13 protein-coding genes are annotated in these 14,786 nt (G+C 60.1%); 4 read left to right on the top strand and 9 right to left on the bottom strand.

Going from position 1 to position 14,786, the window contains the following annotated elements; all coding sequences use genetic code 11:
• Window positions 1-208: 208 nt before the first annotated feature.
• From pyk to gcl, 5 genes are all read right to left on the bottom strand, one after another.
• Entirely contained in the window at window positions 209-1,624 is a 1,416-nt protein-coding gene (gene pyk / locus BK662_RS27600) for a pyruvate kinase (RefSeq protein WP_123360176.1), read from the bottom strand.
• Window positions 1,614-2,894: a glycerate kinase type-2 family protein gene (locus BK662_RS27595; protein WP_123360175.1), complete on the bottom strand. Its 1,281-nt coding sequence runs from the start codon at window positions 2,892-2,894 to the stop codon at window positions 1,614-1,616. The genes pyk and BK662_RS27595 overlap by 11 nt, the downstream gene beginning before the upstream one ends.
• A 181-nt stretch (window positions 2,895-3,075) precedes the next feature.
• On the bottom strand, window positions 3,076-3,963 hold the full coding sequence (locus tag BK662_RS27590) for a 2-hydroxy-3-oxopropionate reductase (protein ID WP_123360174.1): 888 nt from the start codon (window positions 3,961-3,963) through the stop codon (window positions 3,076-3,078).
• Window positions 3,964-4,174: 211 nt separating this feature from the next.
• Window positions 4,175-4,957 carry a hydroxypyruvate isomerase gene (gene hyi, locus BK662_RS27580; RefSeq protein WP_123360173.1) on the bottom strand — a complete coding sequence of 261 codons (783 nt, stop codon included), beginning with the start codon at window positions 4,955-4,957 and terminating at the stop codon, window positions 4,175-4,177.
• Between the two features lie 137 nt (window positions 4,958-5,094).
• Entirely contained in the window at window positions 5,095-6,870 is a 1,776-nt protein-coding gene (gcl, locus tag BK662_RS27575; protein ID WP_123360172.1) for a glyoxylate carboligase, read from the bottom strand.
• Between the two features lie 266 nt (window positions 6,871-7,136).
• Here gcl and BK662_RS27570 point away from each other — a divergent pair, with 266 nt between their 5' ends.
• Together BK662_RS27570 and BK662_RS27565 are read left to right on the top strand one after the other, a co-directional pair.
• Window positions 7,137-7,577 (top strand): GlcG/HbpS family heme-binding protein, encoded by a 441-nt coding sequence (locus tag BK662_RS27570; protein ID WP_123360171.1) that lies wholly within the window; start codon window positions 7,137-7,139, stop codon window positions 7,575-7,577.
• A gap of 215 nt (window positions 7,578-7,792) precedes the next feature.
• On the top strand, window positions 7,793-8,251 hold the full coding sequence (locus BK662_RS27565) for an REP-associated tyrosine transposase (RefSeq protein ID WP_123360170.1): 459 nt from the start codon (window positions 7,793-7,795) through the stop codon (window positions 8,249-8,251).
• A 129-nt stretch (window positions 8,252-8,380) separates the two neighbouring features.
• Here BK662_RS27565 and BK662_RS27560 read toward each other — a convergent pair whose 3' ends face one another.
• Entirely contained in the window at window positions 8,381-8,986 is a 606-nt protein-coding gene (locus BK662_RS27560; protein ID WP_123360169.1) for a TetR/AcrR family transcriptional regulator, read from the bottom strand.
• Window positions 8,987-9,120: 134 nt separating this feature from the next.
• Here BK662_RS27560 and BK662_RS27555 point away from each other — a divergent pair, with 134 nt between their 5' ends.
• Entirely contained in the window at window positions 9,121-10,035 is a 915-nt protein-coding gene (locus BK662_RS27555; protein WP_123360168.1) for a DUF808 domain-containing protein, read from the top strand.
• 175 nt (window positions 10,036-10,210) lie between these two features.
• On the opposite strand, the gene BK662_RS27545 is transcribed toward BK662_RS27555, so the two are convergent.
• Window positions 10,211-10,999 carry an MlaA family lipoprotein gene (locus BK662_RS27545; protein ID WP_123360167.1) on the bottom strand — a complete coding sequence of 263 codons (789 nt, stop codon included), beginning with the start codon at window positions 10,997-10,999 and terminating at the stop codon, window positions 10,211-10,213.
• Complete coding sequence (mlaY, locus tag BK662_RS27540; RefSeq protein WP_123360166.1) at window positions 10,992-12,290, bottom strand: lipid asymmetry maintenance lipase MlaY; 1,299 nt, start codon at window positions 12,288-12,290, stop codon at window positions 10,992-10,994. Before mlaY ends, BK662_RS27545 begins: the two co-directional genes overlap by 8 nt.
• A gap of 223 nt (window positions 12,291-12,513) precedes the next feature.
• On the opposite strand from mlaY, the gene BK662_RS27535 reads away from it, so the two are divergent.
• Complete coding sequence (locus BK662_RS27535; RefSeq protein WP_123360165.1) at window positions 12,514-12,882, top strand: hypothetical protein; 369 nt, start codon at window positions 12,514-12,516, stop codon at window positions 12,880-12,882.
• 113 nt (window positions 12,883-12,995) lie between these two features.
• Here the strand turns inward: BK662_RS27535 and BK662_RS27530 are convergent, their stop codons facing one another.
• A complete protein-coding gene (locus tag BK662_RS27530) occupies window positions 12,996-14,591 on the bottom strand; it encodes a glycoside hydrolase family 17 protein (protein ID WP_123360725.1) in 1,596 nt (531 codons plus the stop codon).
• Window positions 14,592-14,786: the final 195 nt, after the last annotated feature.

Genomic DNA, 14,786 nt, shown 5'->3' with positions numbered 1-14,786 from the left:
AACAACACAACTCAACTGTGGGAGCGAGCCTGCTCGCGATGGGGCTGGAGCGGGCGCTAAATCAATGTGGCGAGGGAGCTTGCTCCCGCTGGGCTGCGCAGCGGCCCTAAAATCGGCAATGCGGTCTTTCTGTTGAAACCGTCATGCCAAAGCGACGACTGCTTCGCAGCCGAGCGGGAGCAAGCTCCCTCGCCACAAAAGCTGTTCTTTAAATCAACGTCTCAATGCGCAACGAATTGGTCGACCCCGGCTGCCCGAACGGCACGCCCGCCGTAATCAACAACGTATCGCCGCGTTGAGCCATGCCCTGTGCCTGGGCAATCTCCAGCGCCGTCGAGCACACTTCATCCACTTGGCGCAGTCGATCATTGACCACCGAATGCACGCCCCACGCCACCGTCAACCGCCGCGCGGTCTGCAGGTTCGGCGTCAGGTTGAGGATCGGCACCGTCGGCCGTTCCCGCGCCGCACGCAGACTCGAGGTGCCAGACTCGCTGTAGTTCACCAGCACCGCCACCGGCAGCACGTTGCTGATGCGGCGGATGGCGCAGCTGATCGCGTCCGACACCGTGGCCTCGGCTTTCGGTCGGCTCACGTCCAGTTGGGCCTGATAGTCCGGGCCGTTTTCCACCTGACGGATGATCTTGCTCATCATCTGCACGGCTTCCAGCGGGTACTCGCCGGACGCGGTTTCCGCCGACAGCATCACCGCGTCCGCACCTTCGGCCACCGCGTTGGCGACGTCAGTGACTTCGGCGCGGGTCGGGGCCGGGGAGAAGCGCATCGACTCCAGCATCTGCGTCGCCACCACCACCGGTTTGCCGAGTTGGCGGCAGGTACTGATGATGTTTTTCTGGATCTGCGGCACGCTCTCGGCCGGCACTTCCACGCCCAGGTCACCGCGAGCGACCATGATCGCATCGCTCAATTCGGCGATTTCCCGCAGTTGAGTCACGGCCGATGGCTTCTCGATCTTCGCCATCAAATACGCCTTGTCGCCGATCAGTGCGCGGGCTTCGCGGATGTCTTCCGGGCGTTGTACGAACGACAGCGCGACCCAATCCACCCCCAGCTCCAGACCGAAACTCAAGTCGCGACGATCCTTGGCGGTCAGGGGACTCAGATCGAGCACCGCTTGCGGCACGTTGACGCCTTTGCGATCCGACAGCTCGCCGCCATTGAGCACCGTGGTGTCGATGGCGTCGGCGTATTTGGTCACCACTCGCAGGCGCAGCTTGCCGTCGTCCAGCAGCAGGTCCATGCCTGGCTCCAGCGCTGCGATGATTTGCGGGTGAGGCAGGTTGACCCGGCGTTCATCGCCCGGCGTCGGGTCCAGGTCCAGACGCAAGGCCTGACCGCGATACAGCTGCACTTTGCCTTGGGCGAATTTGCCGACCCGCAATTTCGGGCCTTGCAGGTCCATCAGAATCCCCAGCGGGTAATTCAGCTGGCGCTCGACTTCACGTATCCACTGATAGCGCTGTGCATGGTCGGCATGATCGCCGTGGCTGAAATTCAGGCGAAAGATATTGACCCCGGCCTGCACCAGCTCACGGATGTCGTCGATTCCGTTGGTGGCCGGGCCAAGGGTAGCGAGGATTTTGACCTTCTTATCAGGCGTCATGTTTAGTGCTCTCGAGAATCAGAATGGCGCGGAAGTCGTTGACGTTGGTGCGGGTCGGCTCGGTGACGATCAGCGCATCCAGCGCGGCGAAATAGCCGTAGCCATTGTTGTTGTCCAACTCATCGCTGGCGCTCAGGCCAAGGGCAGCGGCGCGGGCGTAACTGCCTGGGGTCATGATGGCGCCGGCGTTGTCTTCGGAGCCGTCGATACCGTCGGTGTCACCGGCCAGCGCATAAACGCCGGGCAGGCCTTTGAGGCTGTCGGTGAGGCTCAGCAGGAATTCGGCGTTGCGCCCGCCACGGCCATTGCCGCGCACGGTGACGGTGGTTTCGCCGCCCGACAGAATCACGCACGGTGCTGCCAGCGGCTGGCCGTGCTGGACGATCTGCCGCGCAATGCCGGCGTGGACTTTCGCCACGTCCCGGGATTCACCTTCCAGGTCGCCGAGAATCAACGGACTGAAACCGGCCTGACGGGCTTTCACCGCTGCCGCTTCCAGCGATTGCTGTGGGCGGGCGATCAACTGGAAATGACTGCGGGTCAGGCTCGGATCGCCGGGTTTGACCGTTTCCGATTCCGGATTTTGCAGCCAGGTGCGCACCGAAGCCGGGACTTCGATGCCATAACGCTTGAGAATCGCCAGCGCTTCGGCCGAGGTGCTCGGGTCGGCCACGGTGGGGCCGGACGCGATGACCGTGGCGAGATCGCCCGGTACATCGGAAATCGCATAGGTATAAACCGTGGCCGGCCAGCAGGCTTTGCCCAGGCGTCCACCCTTGATTGCCGAGAGGTGCTTGCGCACGCAATTCATCTCGCCGATGGTCGCGCCGGATTTGAGCAGGGCTTTGTTGATCGACTGTTTGTCGGCGAGGGTGATGCCGGCTGCGGGTAGAGCCAACAATGCCGATCCACCGCCAGACAGCAGGAAGATCACGCGGTCGTCTTCGCTCAGGTCGCTGACCCGTTCCAGCACCCGCTTGGCGACAGCCAAACCAGCCGCATCCGGCACCGGGTGCGCGGCTTCGACCACTTCGATTTTTTCGCACCGGGCGCCGTGGCCGTAACGGGTCACCACCAGGCCGGACACTTCGCCCTGCCAGCAGCGCTCGACCACCTGGGCCATGGCGGCTGCGGCCTTGCCGGCGCCAATGACGATCACCCGACCGCTGCGATCTTTGGGCAAGTGGGCTTCGAGGACGTGCTGCGGATGGGCCGCGTCGATGGCTGTGGCAAACAGCTCGCACATCAGTTGTTGCGGATCGACCGACATGGCGGGCTCCCGGAATTCTTGTTATTGGAGGAAGGCAGCCTGCGGCAGCTCTGGAAGGTTCACCCCTTTTTGGTGGGATGAACCGGATCCTGTAGGAGCTGCCGCAGGCTGCGATCTTTTTGCGGATAACGCGGTGAACGGTCGGGCGTAAAGATCAAAAGATCGCAGCCTTCGGCAGCTCCTACTTGCGAATCGAGAAATTCGCCATGTGTTCCAGGCCCTTGATCAGCGCCGAGTGGTCCCAGTTGCTGCCACCGATAGCCGCACAGGTGCTGAACACTTGCTGGGTATTGGCGGTGTTCGGCAGGTTGATGCCCAGTTCGCGAGCGCCGGCCAGGGCCAGGTTCAGGTCCTTCTGGTGCAGGCTGATGCGGAAGCCCGGATCGAAGGTGCCCTTGATCATGCGTTCGCCGTGAACTTCAAGGATCTTCGATGATGCGAAACCGCCCATCAATGCTTCACGGACCTTGGCCGGATCGGCACCGTTTTTCGAGGCGAACAGCAGCGCTTCGGCCACGGCCTGGATGTTCAGGGCGACGATGATCTGGTTCGCCACTTTCGCGGTTTGACCGTCGCCGTTGCCACCGACCAGGGTGATGTTCTTGCCCATGGCCTGGAACAGCGGCAGGGCGCGTTCGAACGCATCGGCATCGCCACCGACCATGATGCTCAGGGTCGCAGCTTTGGCGCCGACTTCACCGCCGGAGACAGGCGCGTCGAGGTACTGAGCGCCTTTCTCATTGATCTTGGCAGCGAAGGCTTTGGTGGCGGTTGGCGAGATCGAGCTCATGTCGATCACGACTTTGCCCTTGCTGACACCGGCGGCAACGCCGTCGGCGCGGAATAGCACGTCATCGACCTGCGGGGTATCCGGGACCATGACGATGATGAATTCGGCTTCCTGGGCCACTTCTTTCGGGCTCGCCAGGGCGATGGCGCCAGCGGCGACCAGATCGGCAGGGGCTGGGTCGTGGTGTGCCGACAGGAACAGGCTGTGACCGGCTTTCTGCAGGTTCAACGCCATTGGGTGGCCCATGATGCCGGTGCCGATAAATCCGATTTTAGCCATGAGAAAATCCTCTTGTTTTTGTGTAGCCAAATAATGTGCGCGTGGCTGAGGTGGACACATCCTGTGGCGAGGGAGCTTGCTCCCGCTGGGTTGCGAAGCGACCCCAAAACAGCCACTGCGGTGTGTCAGGTAGAACTTGTTTGCAGGTTTTACGACTGCTTCGCAGTCGAGCGGGAGCAAGCTCCCTCGCCACAATGGTTCTGTTTCAACTTCAAATCGCGTTATGGGTTTTCAACCAGCCCAGACCCGCTTCGGTGGTGGTCAGCGGCTTGTATTCACAGCCAATCCAACCCTGATAACCGATGCGGTCCAGGTGTTCGAACAGGAAGCGGTAATTGATTTCACCGGTGCCCGGTTCGTTGCGCCCTGGGTTGTCGGCCAACTGAACGTGGTTGATCTCGCCCAAGTGCGCGGCCATGGTCCGGGCCAGGTCGCCCTCCATGATTTGCATGTGATAAATGTCGTATTGCAGGAACAGGTTGGCGCTGCCGACCTGTTCGCGAATCGACAAGGCTTGCGCCGTGTTGTTCAGGTAGAAGCCCGGGATGTCACGGGTGTTGATCGCTTCCATCACCAGTTTGATGCCCGCCGCTTGCAGCTTGTCGGCCGCGTACTTGAGGTTGGCGACAAAGGTCTTTTCCACGGTGGCATCGTCGACGCCTTGTGGACGAATACCGGCCAGGCAGTTGATCTGGGTGTTGCCCAGCACTTTGGCGTAAGCGATGGCCAGATCGACACCGGCGCGGAATTCTTCGACCCGATCCTGCAAGCACGCGATACCGCGTTCGCCCTTGGCCCAGTCACCGGCCGGCAGGTTGAACAGCACTTGAGTCAAGCCATTGGCATCGAGCCTGGCCTTGATTTCGGCGGAGCTGAAATCGTAGGGAAACAGGTATTCGACACCACTGAAGCCGGCCTTGGCGGCAGCGTCGAAACGGGCAAGAAAATCCTGCTCGGTGAACAGCATGGACAGGTTGGCTGCGAAACGCGGCATGGTGGTCTCCCGTATAGGTGTGAGGTCCCTTGTGGGAGCGAGCCTGCTCGCGAAAGCGGTGTGTCAGCGAACATCGTTGTTGGATGTGAAGCCGCCTTCGCGAGCAAGCCCGCTCCCACACTGGGAACGGTCAGCAGTTAATCGAGCAGCGAAATCGCCGTTGGCGCGTCGTTGCCGACCAGCGCCAGGTCTTCGAATTCGTTGACGGCGTTGATCTCGGTGCCCATGGAAATGTTGGTCACGCGCTCCAGAATGATCTCGACGATCACCGGCACCTTGAACTCCTCGATCAGTTCCTGAGCCTTGCGCAGGGCAGGCTGGATCTGATCCGGTTCGAACACCCGCAGCGCCTTGCAACCCAGGCCTTCGGCGACAGCGACGTGGTCGACACCGTAACCGTTGAGTTCCGGAGCGTTGAGGTTGTCGAAGGACAGCTGCACGCAGTAGTCCATGTCGAAACCGCGCTGGGCCTGACGGATCAGCCCCAGGTACGAGTTGTTCACGACAACGTGGATGTACGGCAGCTTGAACTGCGCGCCCACCGCCAGTTCTTCGATCATGAACTGGAAGTCGTAGTCGCCCGAGAGCGCCACCACTTTGCGGGTCGGATCAGCCTTGACCACACCGAGTGCTGCCGGAATGGTCCAGCCCAACGGACCGGCCTGGCCGCAGTTGATCCAGTGACGCGGCTTGTAGACGTGCAGGAACTGCGCGCCGGCAATCTGCGACAGACCGATAGTGCTGACGTAGCAGGTGTCCTTGCCGAACACCTGGTTCATCTCTTCGTAAACCCGTTGCGGTTTGACCGGCACGTTGTCGAAGTGAGTCTTGCGCTGCAGGCTGGCTTTACGCTGCTGGCAGTCTTGCAGCCAGGCGCTGCGGTTTTTCAGTTTGCCGGCGGCTTGCCATTCGCGAGCGACTTCGATGAACACGGTCAACGCGGCAGCGGCGTCGGACACGATGCCCAGGTCCGGGGTGAACACGCGGCCGATCTGGGTCGGTTCGATGTCGACGTGAATGAATTTGCGGCCTTCGGTATAAACGTCGACCGAACCGGTGTGACGGTTGGCCCAACGGTTACCGACGCCCAGCACTACGTCCGACTTCAACAGCGTGGCGTTGCCGTAACGGTGCGAGGTTTGTAGGCCGACCATGCCGACCATCAGCGGGTGATCGTCCGGAATCGTGCCCCAACCCATCAGGGTCGGGATCACTGGAATGCCGGTCAGCTCGGCGAACTCCACCAGCAACTCGCTGGCGTCGGCATTGATGATGCCGCCACCGGCCACCAACAGTGGGCGCTCAGCCTGGTCGAGCATGGCCAAGGCCTTCTCGATCTGCACGCGGTTAGCGGTCGGCTTGGCCAGCGGCAGCGGTTCATAGGCGTCGATGTCGAATTCGATTTCAGCCATCTGCACGTCGAACGGCAGGTCGATCAGCACTGGGCCTGGGCGGCCGGAGCGCATTTCATAGAAGGCTTTCTGGAACGCGTAAGGCACCTGGCCCGGTTCCATAACGGTGGTCGACCACTTGGTGACCGGCTTGACTATGCTGGTGATATCGACGGCCTGGAAGTCTTCCTTGTGCATCCGGGCCCGCGGTGCTTGCCCGGTGATGCACAGGATCGGGATCGAGTCGGCCGAGGCGCTGTAGAGCCCGGTGACCATGTCGGTGCCGGCCGGGCCGGAGGTGCCGATGCACACGCCGATGTTGCCGGCCTTGGTGCGGGTGTAGCCCTCGGCCATGTGCGAGGCGCCTTCAACGTGGCGAGCGAGGACGTGATCGATGCCACCGACCTTCTGCAAGGCGGAGTACAGCGGGTTGATCGCGGCGCCCGGGATGCCAAAAGCGGTATCAACCCCTTCACGGCGCATCACCAGAACGGCGGCTTCGATTGCTCTCATTTTGCTCATGGTTTTGTGCCTCTTACGTTTTGTAATTGTATACAAGTGGCTTTGCGCAGAGTGTATTCACGGCGGACGGCGCAGGTCAATCCATTTTCTCAAGCAGCTGTTTCATTCGTCGGAAGCCCGAAGAGCTGTGGCTTTTCGTCGCATGTGGCGTTTTTCGAGAATTATTGTATACAAAAAAATAATTCATTGTGTTCTATTTGTTGCATCGGATTGCGCAACAGAAAGCAATCCAACGGCTTTCCCAATAACAAAATGAGGACGGCACCATGAGCGCTTTAACCTTGAACGTCGCAGTCAACCTGGCCAACCAGGCCATCTCCGCAGGCCGTGCAATCTCCGCCGCGCCCTTGACCGTTGCCGTGCTGGACGCCGGCGGGCACTTGATAACGCTGCAACGCGAAGACGGCGCGAGCCTGCTGCGCCCGCAGATCGCCATCGGCAAAGCCTGGGGCGCGATCGCCCTGGGCAAGGGCTCACGCCTGCTGGCCCAGGACGCCCAACAACGCCCGGCCTTCTTCGCCGCGCTGAATAGCCTGGGGCAGGGCAGCGTCGTCCCGGTACCGGGCGGCGTGTTGATTCGGGATCAGGATGGGAATGTATTGGGAGCGGTGGGGATCAGCGGTGATTTGTCTGATGTTGATGAGCAGTGTGCGATCAGGGCGATCGAGGGGCAGGGGTTGAGGGCGGATGCGGGGATGGTTGGTTGATCTTCAGCGTCTGAACAGTCGCCATCGCGAGCAGGCTCGCTCCCACAGTAGATCAATGGTGGACACAAAATTTGTGAACGCCGCGGAGCTAATGTGGGAGTGAGCCTGCTCGCGATGGCCATCTACCAGACACATCCAGCTAAAAGTCTGTCCCACCCATAAGCATTCACAGGTCTAGCCTTCTTCATGACTTGATCATGAAAAGGGGCAAAGGAATGCCTGATTTACCTGCTTCAAATCGCCTGCGCATTGGTCGCTATGCTGAGCCAAACCGAATTTACCTGCTCACCACCAACACCCTCGGTAGGGAGCCTGTTTTCAACGATTTTGTCTTGGGCCGATTAGTCGTCGCTCAATTTCGCGCCGTCCAGGATCAGGGCTGGGCAAACTCACTGGCCTGGGTCGTCATGCCTGATCACTTCCATTGGTTGATCGAGTTGCAGGAGGGGTCGCTGAGTGGACTGATGCAAAAGACCAAATCATTGAGTACCAAAGCGGTGAACCTATCCGTCGGTCGTAAGATCAGCCTTTGGCAGCAAGGCTTTCATGATCGAGCGCTGCGTCGTGAGGAAGACTTGGTAAAGCTGGCTCGGTATGTTGTGGCGAATCCGTTGCGGGCGGGATTGGTCGAACGCCTTGGCGACTATCCGCTGTGGGATGCTATTTGGGTTTGATCAGAAACCGGGTCGCGCTCATCGCGAGCAGGCTCGCTTCCACAATGGATCTCGGTTGTTTGAAGAGCCTGTGTAGACAGATCAATCCTGTGGGAGCGAGCCTGCTCGCGAAGGCCGCACCACGTTCTATCAGTCCAGCTCACACCCCTTGAGCACCAACCGGATAATCGTCTGCGCCGCCGCTTCATAGTCGGCCTCATCCAGCTTGGCCTTGCCGGTAACCGCAGAGATTTGCCAGTCGAAGTCGGCGTAGGTCTGGGTGGCAGCCCAGATGCTGAACATCAGGTGGTTGGGGTCGATCGGGGCGATCTGGCCGCGGTCGATCCAGGTCTGGATGCAGTCGATGTTGTGCCTGGCTTGGCCGTTGAGCTGCTCGACCAGGTCGGGGCTCAGGTGCGGGGCGCCGTGCATGATTTCGCTGGCGAACACCTTGGAGGCGAAGGGCAGGTCACGGGAGATGCGGATTTTCGAGCGAATGTAGCCGCTCAACACTTCGCCGGGCACGCCATCGGCGTTGAACGGCGTCGAGGCCTGCAGGATCGGCTCGATGATGCTTTCCAGGACCTCGCGGTAGAGGTTTTCCTTGGATTTGAAGTAGTAGTAGACGTTGGGCTTGGGCAGCCCGGCCTTGGCCGCGATGTCACTGGTTTTGGTCGCAGCGAAGCCCTTGTCGGCAAATTCTTCGCTGGCGGCACGCAGGATCAGTTCTTTGTTGCGCTCGCGGATAGTGCTCATAAACCAAGGAGTTCCTTGCCTGTTCTGGCGGTTGCGCATGGTAGCACCGGCCTCGCGCAGCGCTCAAGAATGCCCCGTCTGGCCTCGGCTCGCGCTATGCTGCGCACCATTCATTCAAGAAGGAAACCTGATTCATGGCAGGAAGCAGTTTGCTGGTGCTGATCGACGACATCGCCACCGTACTGGACGATGTGGCGTTGATGACCAAAATGGCCGCGAAGAAGACTGCCGGCGTGCTTGGCGACGATCTGGCACTCAACGCCCAGCAGGTTTCCGGCGTACGTGCCGAGCGGGAAATCCCGGTGGTGTGGGCGGTGGCCAAAGGCTCGTTCCTCAACAAGCTGATCCTGGTGCCGTCGGCCTTGGCCATCAGCGCGTTCATTCCGTGGCTGGTCACGCCGTTGTTGATGGTCGGTGGCGCTTACCTGTGCTTCGAAGGTTTCGAGAAACTCGCCCACAAATTCCTGCACAGCGAAGCTGAAGATCAGGCCGAACACGCAGAACTGGTCGAGGCCGTGGCCAACCCGGCGGTCGATCTGGTGGCGTTCGAGAAGGACAAAATCAAAGGTGCGGTCCGTACCGACTTCATTCTCTCGGCGGAAATCATCGCCATCACCCTGGGCACCGTGGCTGCCGCTTCGCTGACCCAGCAAGTGATCGTGCTCTCGGGCATCGCCATCGTCATGACCATTGGTGTCTATGGCTTGGTGGCCGGCATCGTCAAGCTCGATGACCTCGGCCTGTGGCTGACCCAGAAGCCTGGGCAAATGGCCAAAAGCATCGGCGGCGGGATTCTGCGTGCAGCGCCGTACATGATGAAAAGCCTGTCGGTGATCGGCACCGCGGCGATGTTCTTGGTCGGCGGCGGGATTCTCACCCACGGCGTGCCGGTGGTTCATCACTGGATCGAGAGCGTCAGTGCGGGTGCTGGCGGGGCCGGGTTTATCGTACCGACGTTGCTGAATGCGGTGGCCGGGATTGTGGCGGGTGCGGCGGTGTTGGTTGGGGTGATGGCTGTCAGCAAGGTTTGGAAAACGGTGAAAGCCTGAACCTGTGGGAGCGAGCCTGCTCGCGATAGCGGTCTAGCAGTCAACATTGATGGTGAATGTGATGGCCTCATCGCGAGCAAGCCCGCTCCCACAGTAGATTGGTGGTGTTTGAGACATCGCGCATAAAAAAGGCCATTCGACGCAAATCGAATGGCCTTTTTGGTTGCCGACGGAATTACTCGGCAACCTGCAGCTTGCGTGACTCGGTGTACACGTAGCGCACTTTTTCATACTCGAACGGCGTGTTCAGCTGGCCGTAGCGAAAGCTGTTCTGATGGCGCTTGTCGATGATGCGCAGTGCCCAGACTTCCGGATGGTTGGAGCTGACTTCGGCCACGTTCAGGAAGTTGATTGCCGATTCGCCGGTGTAATCCACCACCAGGCCCGCGGTGTCACGCAGGTTTGACGGGCCGAGGATCGGCAGCACGAAGTAGGCGCCGCCTGGTACGCCGTAGAAGCCCAGTGTCTGGCCAAAGTCTTCGCTCTGGCGCCGCAGCCCCATGGCGGTGGCCGGATCCCACAGGCCGGCGACACCGATGGTGGTGTTGACCAGCAGGCGAGCGGTGGTTTCCATCGAACGCTGCCCCTTGAATTGCAGCAGGCTGTTCACCAGGTTCGGTACATCGCCGACGTTGTTGAAGAAGTTGCTGACGCCGGTGCGCAGAAAGCTTGGGGTGATGTAGCGATAGCCGTTGACCACGGGCAGGAACACCCATTGGTCGAAACGGTAGTTGAAGTGGTAGACGCGGCGATTCCACTCTTCCAGCGGGTCATAGACGTTCAGCGCGTTGAGCGTTGAGCGTTCGAACTCGCGCTGATCCAGCCCCGGGTTGAATTTGAGTTTGCTCAGCGGTTCCTTGAAGCCGTCACTATCGACCACCACAGGTGCATTGGCTTTGCTGTTGTCGGCGTTGGCGACGCCTGCACAGAGTAACGCTGCGATCAGCAGGGGGTATTTAGCCACGGAAAAACTCCAGCATGGCGTCGCTGTTGACGCGATAGTTGAGGTTGCCGCAATGGCCGCCCAATGGATAAACAGTCAAACGATCGCCAAAGGTCCGGCGCAGAAAACCCAGGTCGCCAGGGCCGAGGATCACGTCGTCGGCGTTGTGCATGACGGCGATTTTCGGGCTGTCGTGCAGGTAGTCCTTTAGCGCATACAGGCTCACCTGATCGATCAGTTGCAGCAGGCTGCCGCCGTCGGTGCGGGCGCGCCACATCGGAATGACCTGTTCGGTCAGGTAGCAGTCGAAGTCGCATTGCAGCGCGCGTTTGAGGAACGGCGTGAGGGTGGTGCCTTCGGTGATCGGGTATTTCGGTGGCGTAATCAGACCGCGACGGTTGATCAGGTCCGAGGTGAAGGCGATATCAGCTGCCGAGAACCGGAACGAAGTGCCGATCAGCATGGCCATCTGTTCGTTGCTCAGGTGCTGCTTGGACTGCTGGAAGTCGTAGAGCAGGGCATCGTTGAGGTCGATGTAGCCCTTCTGCTGGAAGTAACGGGTCAGTTTATCCAGTACCAGCTCATAGAAAGTGGTGCTGTTGTTGATGCCCTTGACCTCTGTCTGTACCAGCTTGTCCAGGTTGGTGATCGAGGTGTAAAGGTTGACCGGCGGGTTGAGCAGCAAGACTTTCTTGAAATTGAAGCTGCGACGGGTTTCATCCAGATGCGCCACAAAGGCCGCATCCAGGGCGCCGAGGCTGTAACCGGTCAGGTAATAGTCGGTGACCGGCAGTTTCGGGTTTTGCGCTCGCACGGCCTGCATTACCCGGTACATGTCTTCGGCATCTTCCTTGGTCACGCCGGGGGTGGCGAAACGCGAAGCGGCGGTCATGAAGTCGAAGCTGGTCGGCGACGACAGCTGCACCACATGATAGCCAGCCTTGTAGTAGAGCTTTTTCAGGTACTCGTTGAGGGTGCTGTCGTAGCGTGCACCGGTGCCGGAGATCAGGAAGATCAACGGTGCGGCTTGATCTTGCGTGGCGATGCGGTAGGTGAGTTTCTTTACCGGCCAGAAGTTGTCCGGCAGGCTGAATTCACGCTCCGGGCGCAATGTGACGCTGCGATCCTCCTGATTGATATCGTCGTCCAGCGGCAATTCCGGGCGTAACTCCGGCGGTGTCGTGGCGATAGTCGCCTCGAACGGGTTGGTCAGGGGATAGCCGTAACTGGCGGCATCAATGTCGGCCGCCAGTGCGGACGCACTTAAAATCAAGCCGCCAAACAGGGCGGCGAAGCGCAAGGAACGGAGCATGACTAGATCCCTTAGAGGAAGGTGCCGAATGAAGTTCGCAGGCTATGACCATTGGATTTGCGCCAAAGTGCCATGATCGGTACCAAACCGGCCTGATTTCGGAGCAACGGTAGCGGGACGATACACTTTGCAGTGATTGGCTGACCAGTTAACTGTTGTTAGCGCTTGCGTAAGGCTGGTGGGGGATTAAGCTGGCCGCCGATTTCGTTTATTGGAGTGCTTCATGTCCCGCCGTCTGCCTGTGATCCTGTTGCTCGTTCTTCTGCCAATGTGGCTGGCCGCCAGTTATGGCGCACGTTATGGCTTCATGGAGGATGCGCAATGGGTCGGCATTTGCGTTGACGAGGCCAGTCGCTGGGAATGCCAGATTCGGTCGAATCTGGGCTTGATGATTCATTTCAAGGTGCTGGGCTGGGCCGCCGTGGTCTCCGCTGTGCTCGGTTTTGTGCTGCCTGGGCGAGCGGGGTGGTGGCTGGCGGTGCTGGCGCTGATGTTAGGGTTGCCAGCGCTGGCGTTGTACAACACCACGTTGGCGGTGTTTGCGGTGGTGATTGCTGCTTTGCGTCTGGTTCGGGCGTCCCGCGGGGTTTGATAGTCCGTCATCGCGAGCAGGCTCGCTCCCACATTCGACCGCATCTAGCATGAGAACGAGGTTAAAGGTGGGAGCGAGCCTGCTCGCGATGGGGCCGGTTGCCGCGCTGAAGATCAGCCCTTGCGAACCCGCAAGCTGCGCCACAACGCGGCCACCATCAACACACTCACCAGCGCCCAACCCCAGGCCTGCTGGCTCTGCAAACCTTCTTGATACAGCTGCGGCGCAATGCCGGCGCCGATGATGAAGGTCAGCAGGGCAATCTCCCGGCGCGGCACGCTCACCGGGCGGCACAGATACACCAGCGCCGGCACGATGAACGCCACGCTCGGGAAACTGCGATAACGCGGATCGAACACCAGTTCCAGCATCGTCACGGCCGCGGCAAAACCGGCCACCGCGACCAGCCATCCAGCCCGACGCTCAAATGCGTTGAATGCCTGTTCACGCCAACCGGTACGAGTGCTCAAGATCAGCGCGGCATGCGTCAGCACCAACAGATTCAACCCCGTCAGCAAGGCGACCCACAGCCATTCACTGGCAAACCGGGTGGTGACACGGGCCAGATCGCCCCAGGCACCAATCGAACAGGCCGCCAAGGCGCCGAGCAGTGGCAGAACCAGCGCCGCGCGGGTGCTGCGAACGCGACCGCCGAGGATCAGCGTGCCGATGAAGATCAAGCCACCCACCACCAGCCATTGCGACCAGTACGGAACATTCGAAACAGGACCTGCCAGCACGCCCTTGTCCTGACGATCAGCATCGAACAGCCCCCAATAACCGCCAACCGCACCTTCACTGGCGCGTTTCCACGGCTGGTCGAACGCCTCGATCAGGTTGTAATGCCAGCCTTGCTGCTCGGCCATGATCACAAAGCTGCGAATGAACTTGGCTTCATTGACCCGGCTCGGCAGCGCAGTTTCGCGCTGACGACCTTCGCTCGGCCAGCCGGTTTCGCCAATCATCACATCCTTGGGCGCAAATTTGTTGCCGAACACCTGACGCACTTCGGCCACATGTTGCAGCGCGGCATCGATGTTCGACGGGTCGTCTTCCCAGTACGGCAGCAAATGGATAGTCAGGAAGTCTACTGCCGGGGCGATTTCCGGGTGTTTGAGCCAGAATTCCCAGACGTCGGCGTAGGTCACCGGTTGTTTGACCTGACTTTTGACCTTGTTAATCAGCGTCGCCAACTGTGCGCCGGTGACTTCCTTGCGCAGCAGGGTTTCGTTACCTACGATCACTGAGGTCACGACATCGGCGTTGGCATTGGCCGAGGCGATCAACAGGTCGACCTCCTTGGCAGTGTCCACCGGGTTGCTGTTGACCCAGGCGCCGATCATCAGCTTCAAGCCGTGCTTGCGCGCCAGATCGGGCAGGGCCTCGAGGCCGGTCATGGAATAGGTGCGGATGCATTCGAACCGGGTCGCCAGTAGCGCGAGGTCGGCGTCCATGCGCTCGGGGCGCAGTTTGAACGGCACATCGAACGGCGATTGGTCTTTGTCGAACGGGGTGTAGGAGGCGCATTGCAGCTTGTGCGTCGCGCTGGCCACGTCCGGCAGGATCACCGGTTTGCCGAGGCCATACCAGAAGCCACCGAGGGCAAAAAGCCCCAGCAGGCAGGCAAATAAATAAGCAAAAAAAGGAAAGCGGGATGTCGCGGGCATGGTCAGGCCGTCTGGGAACAAAGCCGCGCATGTTACCTGCATTTGTCCCGCGCTTGGTGGCCTGCATAATTTTGACATGCAAAGTTCGGGCGGGTGGCGGATGGATTTGCGACGGTTGCAATTAATGGCCTTCTGATGTCGTTTCTCGATGTCTTGAGGTCGCTGGCAGAGCAGGTCATCGTGGGCGTCAGGTTGATCATCCAATCGTCAGTACTCCGCTGATGTTTGAACGAGTTT

Origin of the sequence: Pseudomonas frederiksbergensis (assembly GCF_003732275.1) — a bacterium.
In the GTDB taxonomy this organism is placed as follows: Bacteria; Pseudomonadota; Gammaproteobacteria; order Pseudomonadales; family Pseudomonadaceae; genus Aquipseudomonas; species Aquipseudomonas frederiksbergensis_H.
Note: the sequence above shows the minus strand (reverse complement) of the source record. Positions and strands in the feature narration are given on the sequence as shown.

Coding starts and splice junctions, on each gene's coding strand:
- pyk (WP_123360176.1), bottom strand. CDS start 1,624: ATGACGCCTGATAAGAAGGTCAAAATCCTCGCTACCCTTGGCCCGGCC.
- BK662_RS27595 (WP_123360175.1), bottom strand. CDS start 2,894: ATGTCGGTCGATCCGCAACAACTGATGTGCGAGCTGTTTGCCACAGCC.
- BK662_RS27590 (WP_123360174.1), bottom strand. CDS start 3,963: ATGGCTAAAATCGGATTTATCGGCACCGGCATCATGGGCCACCCAATG.
- hyi (WP_123360173.1), bottom strand. CDS start 4,957: ATGCCGCGTTTCGCAGCCAACCTGTCCATGCTGTTCACCGAGCAGGAT.
- gcl (WP_123360172.1), bottom strand. CDS start 6,870: ATGAGCAAAATGAGAGCAATCGAAGCCGCCGTTCTGGTGATGCGCCGT.
- BK662_RS27570 (WP_123360171.1), top strand. CDS start 7,137: ATGAGCGCTTTAACCTTGAACGTCGCAGTCAACCTGGCCAACCAGGCC.
- BK662_RS27565 (WP_123360170.1), top strand. CDS start 7,793: ATGCCTGATTTACCTGCTTCAAATCGCCTGCGCATTGGTCGCTATGCT.
- BK662_RS27560 (WP_123360169.1), bottom strand. CDS start 8,986: ATGAGCACTATCCGCGAGCGCAACAAAGAACTGATCCTGCGTGCCGCC.
- BK662_RS27555 (WP_123360168.1), top strand. CDS start 9,121: ATGGCAGGAAGCAGTTTGCTGGTGCTGATCGACGACATCGCCACCGTA.
- mlaY (WP_123360166.1), bottom strand. CDS start 12,290: ATGCTCCGTTCCTTGCGCTTCGCCGCCCTGTTTGGCGGCTTGATTTTA.
- BK662_RS27535 (WP_123360165.1), top strand. CDS start 12,514: ATGTCCCGCCGTCTGCCTGTGATCCTGTTGCTCGTTCTTCTGCCAATG.
- BK662_RS27530 (WP_123360725.1), bottom strand. CDS start 14,591: ATGCAGGTAACATGCGCGGCTTTGTTCCCAGACGGCCTGACCATGCCC.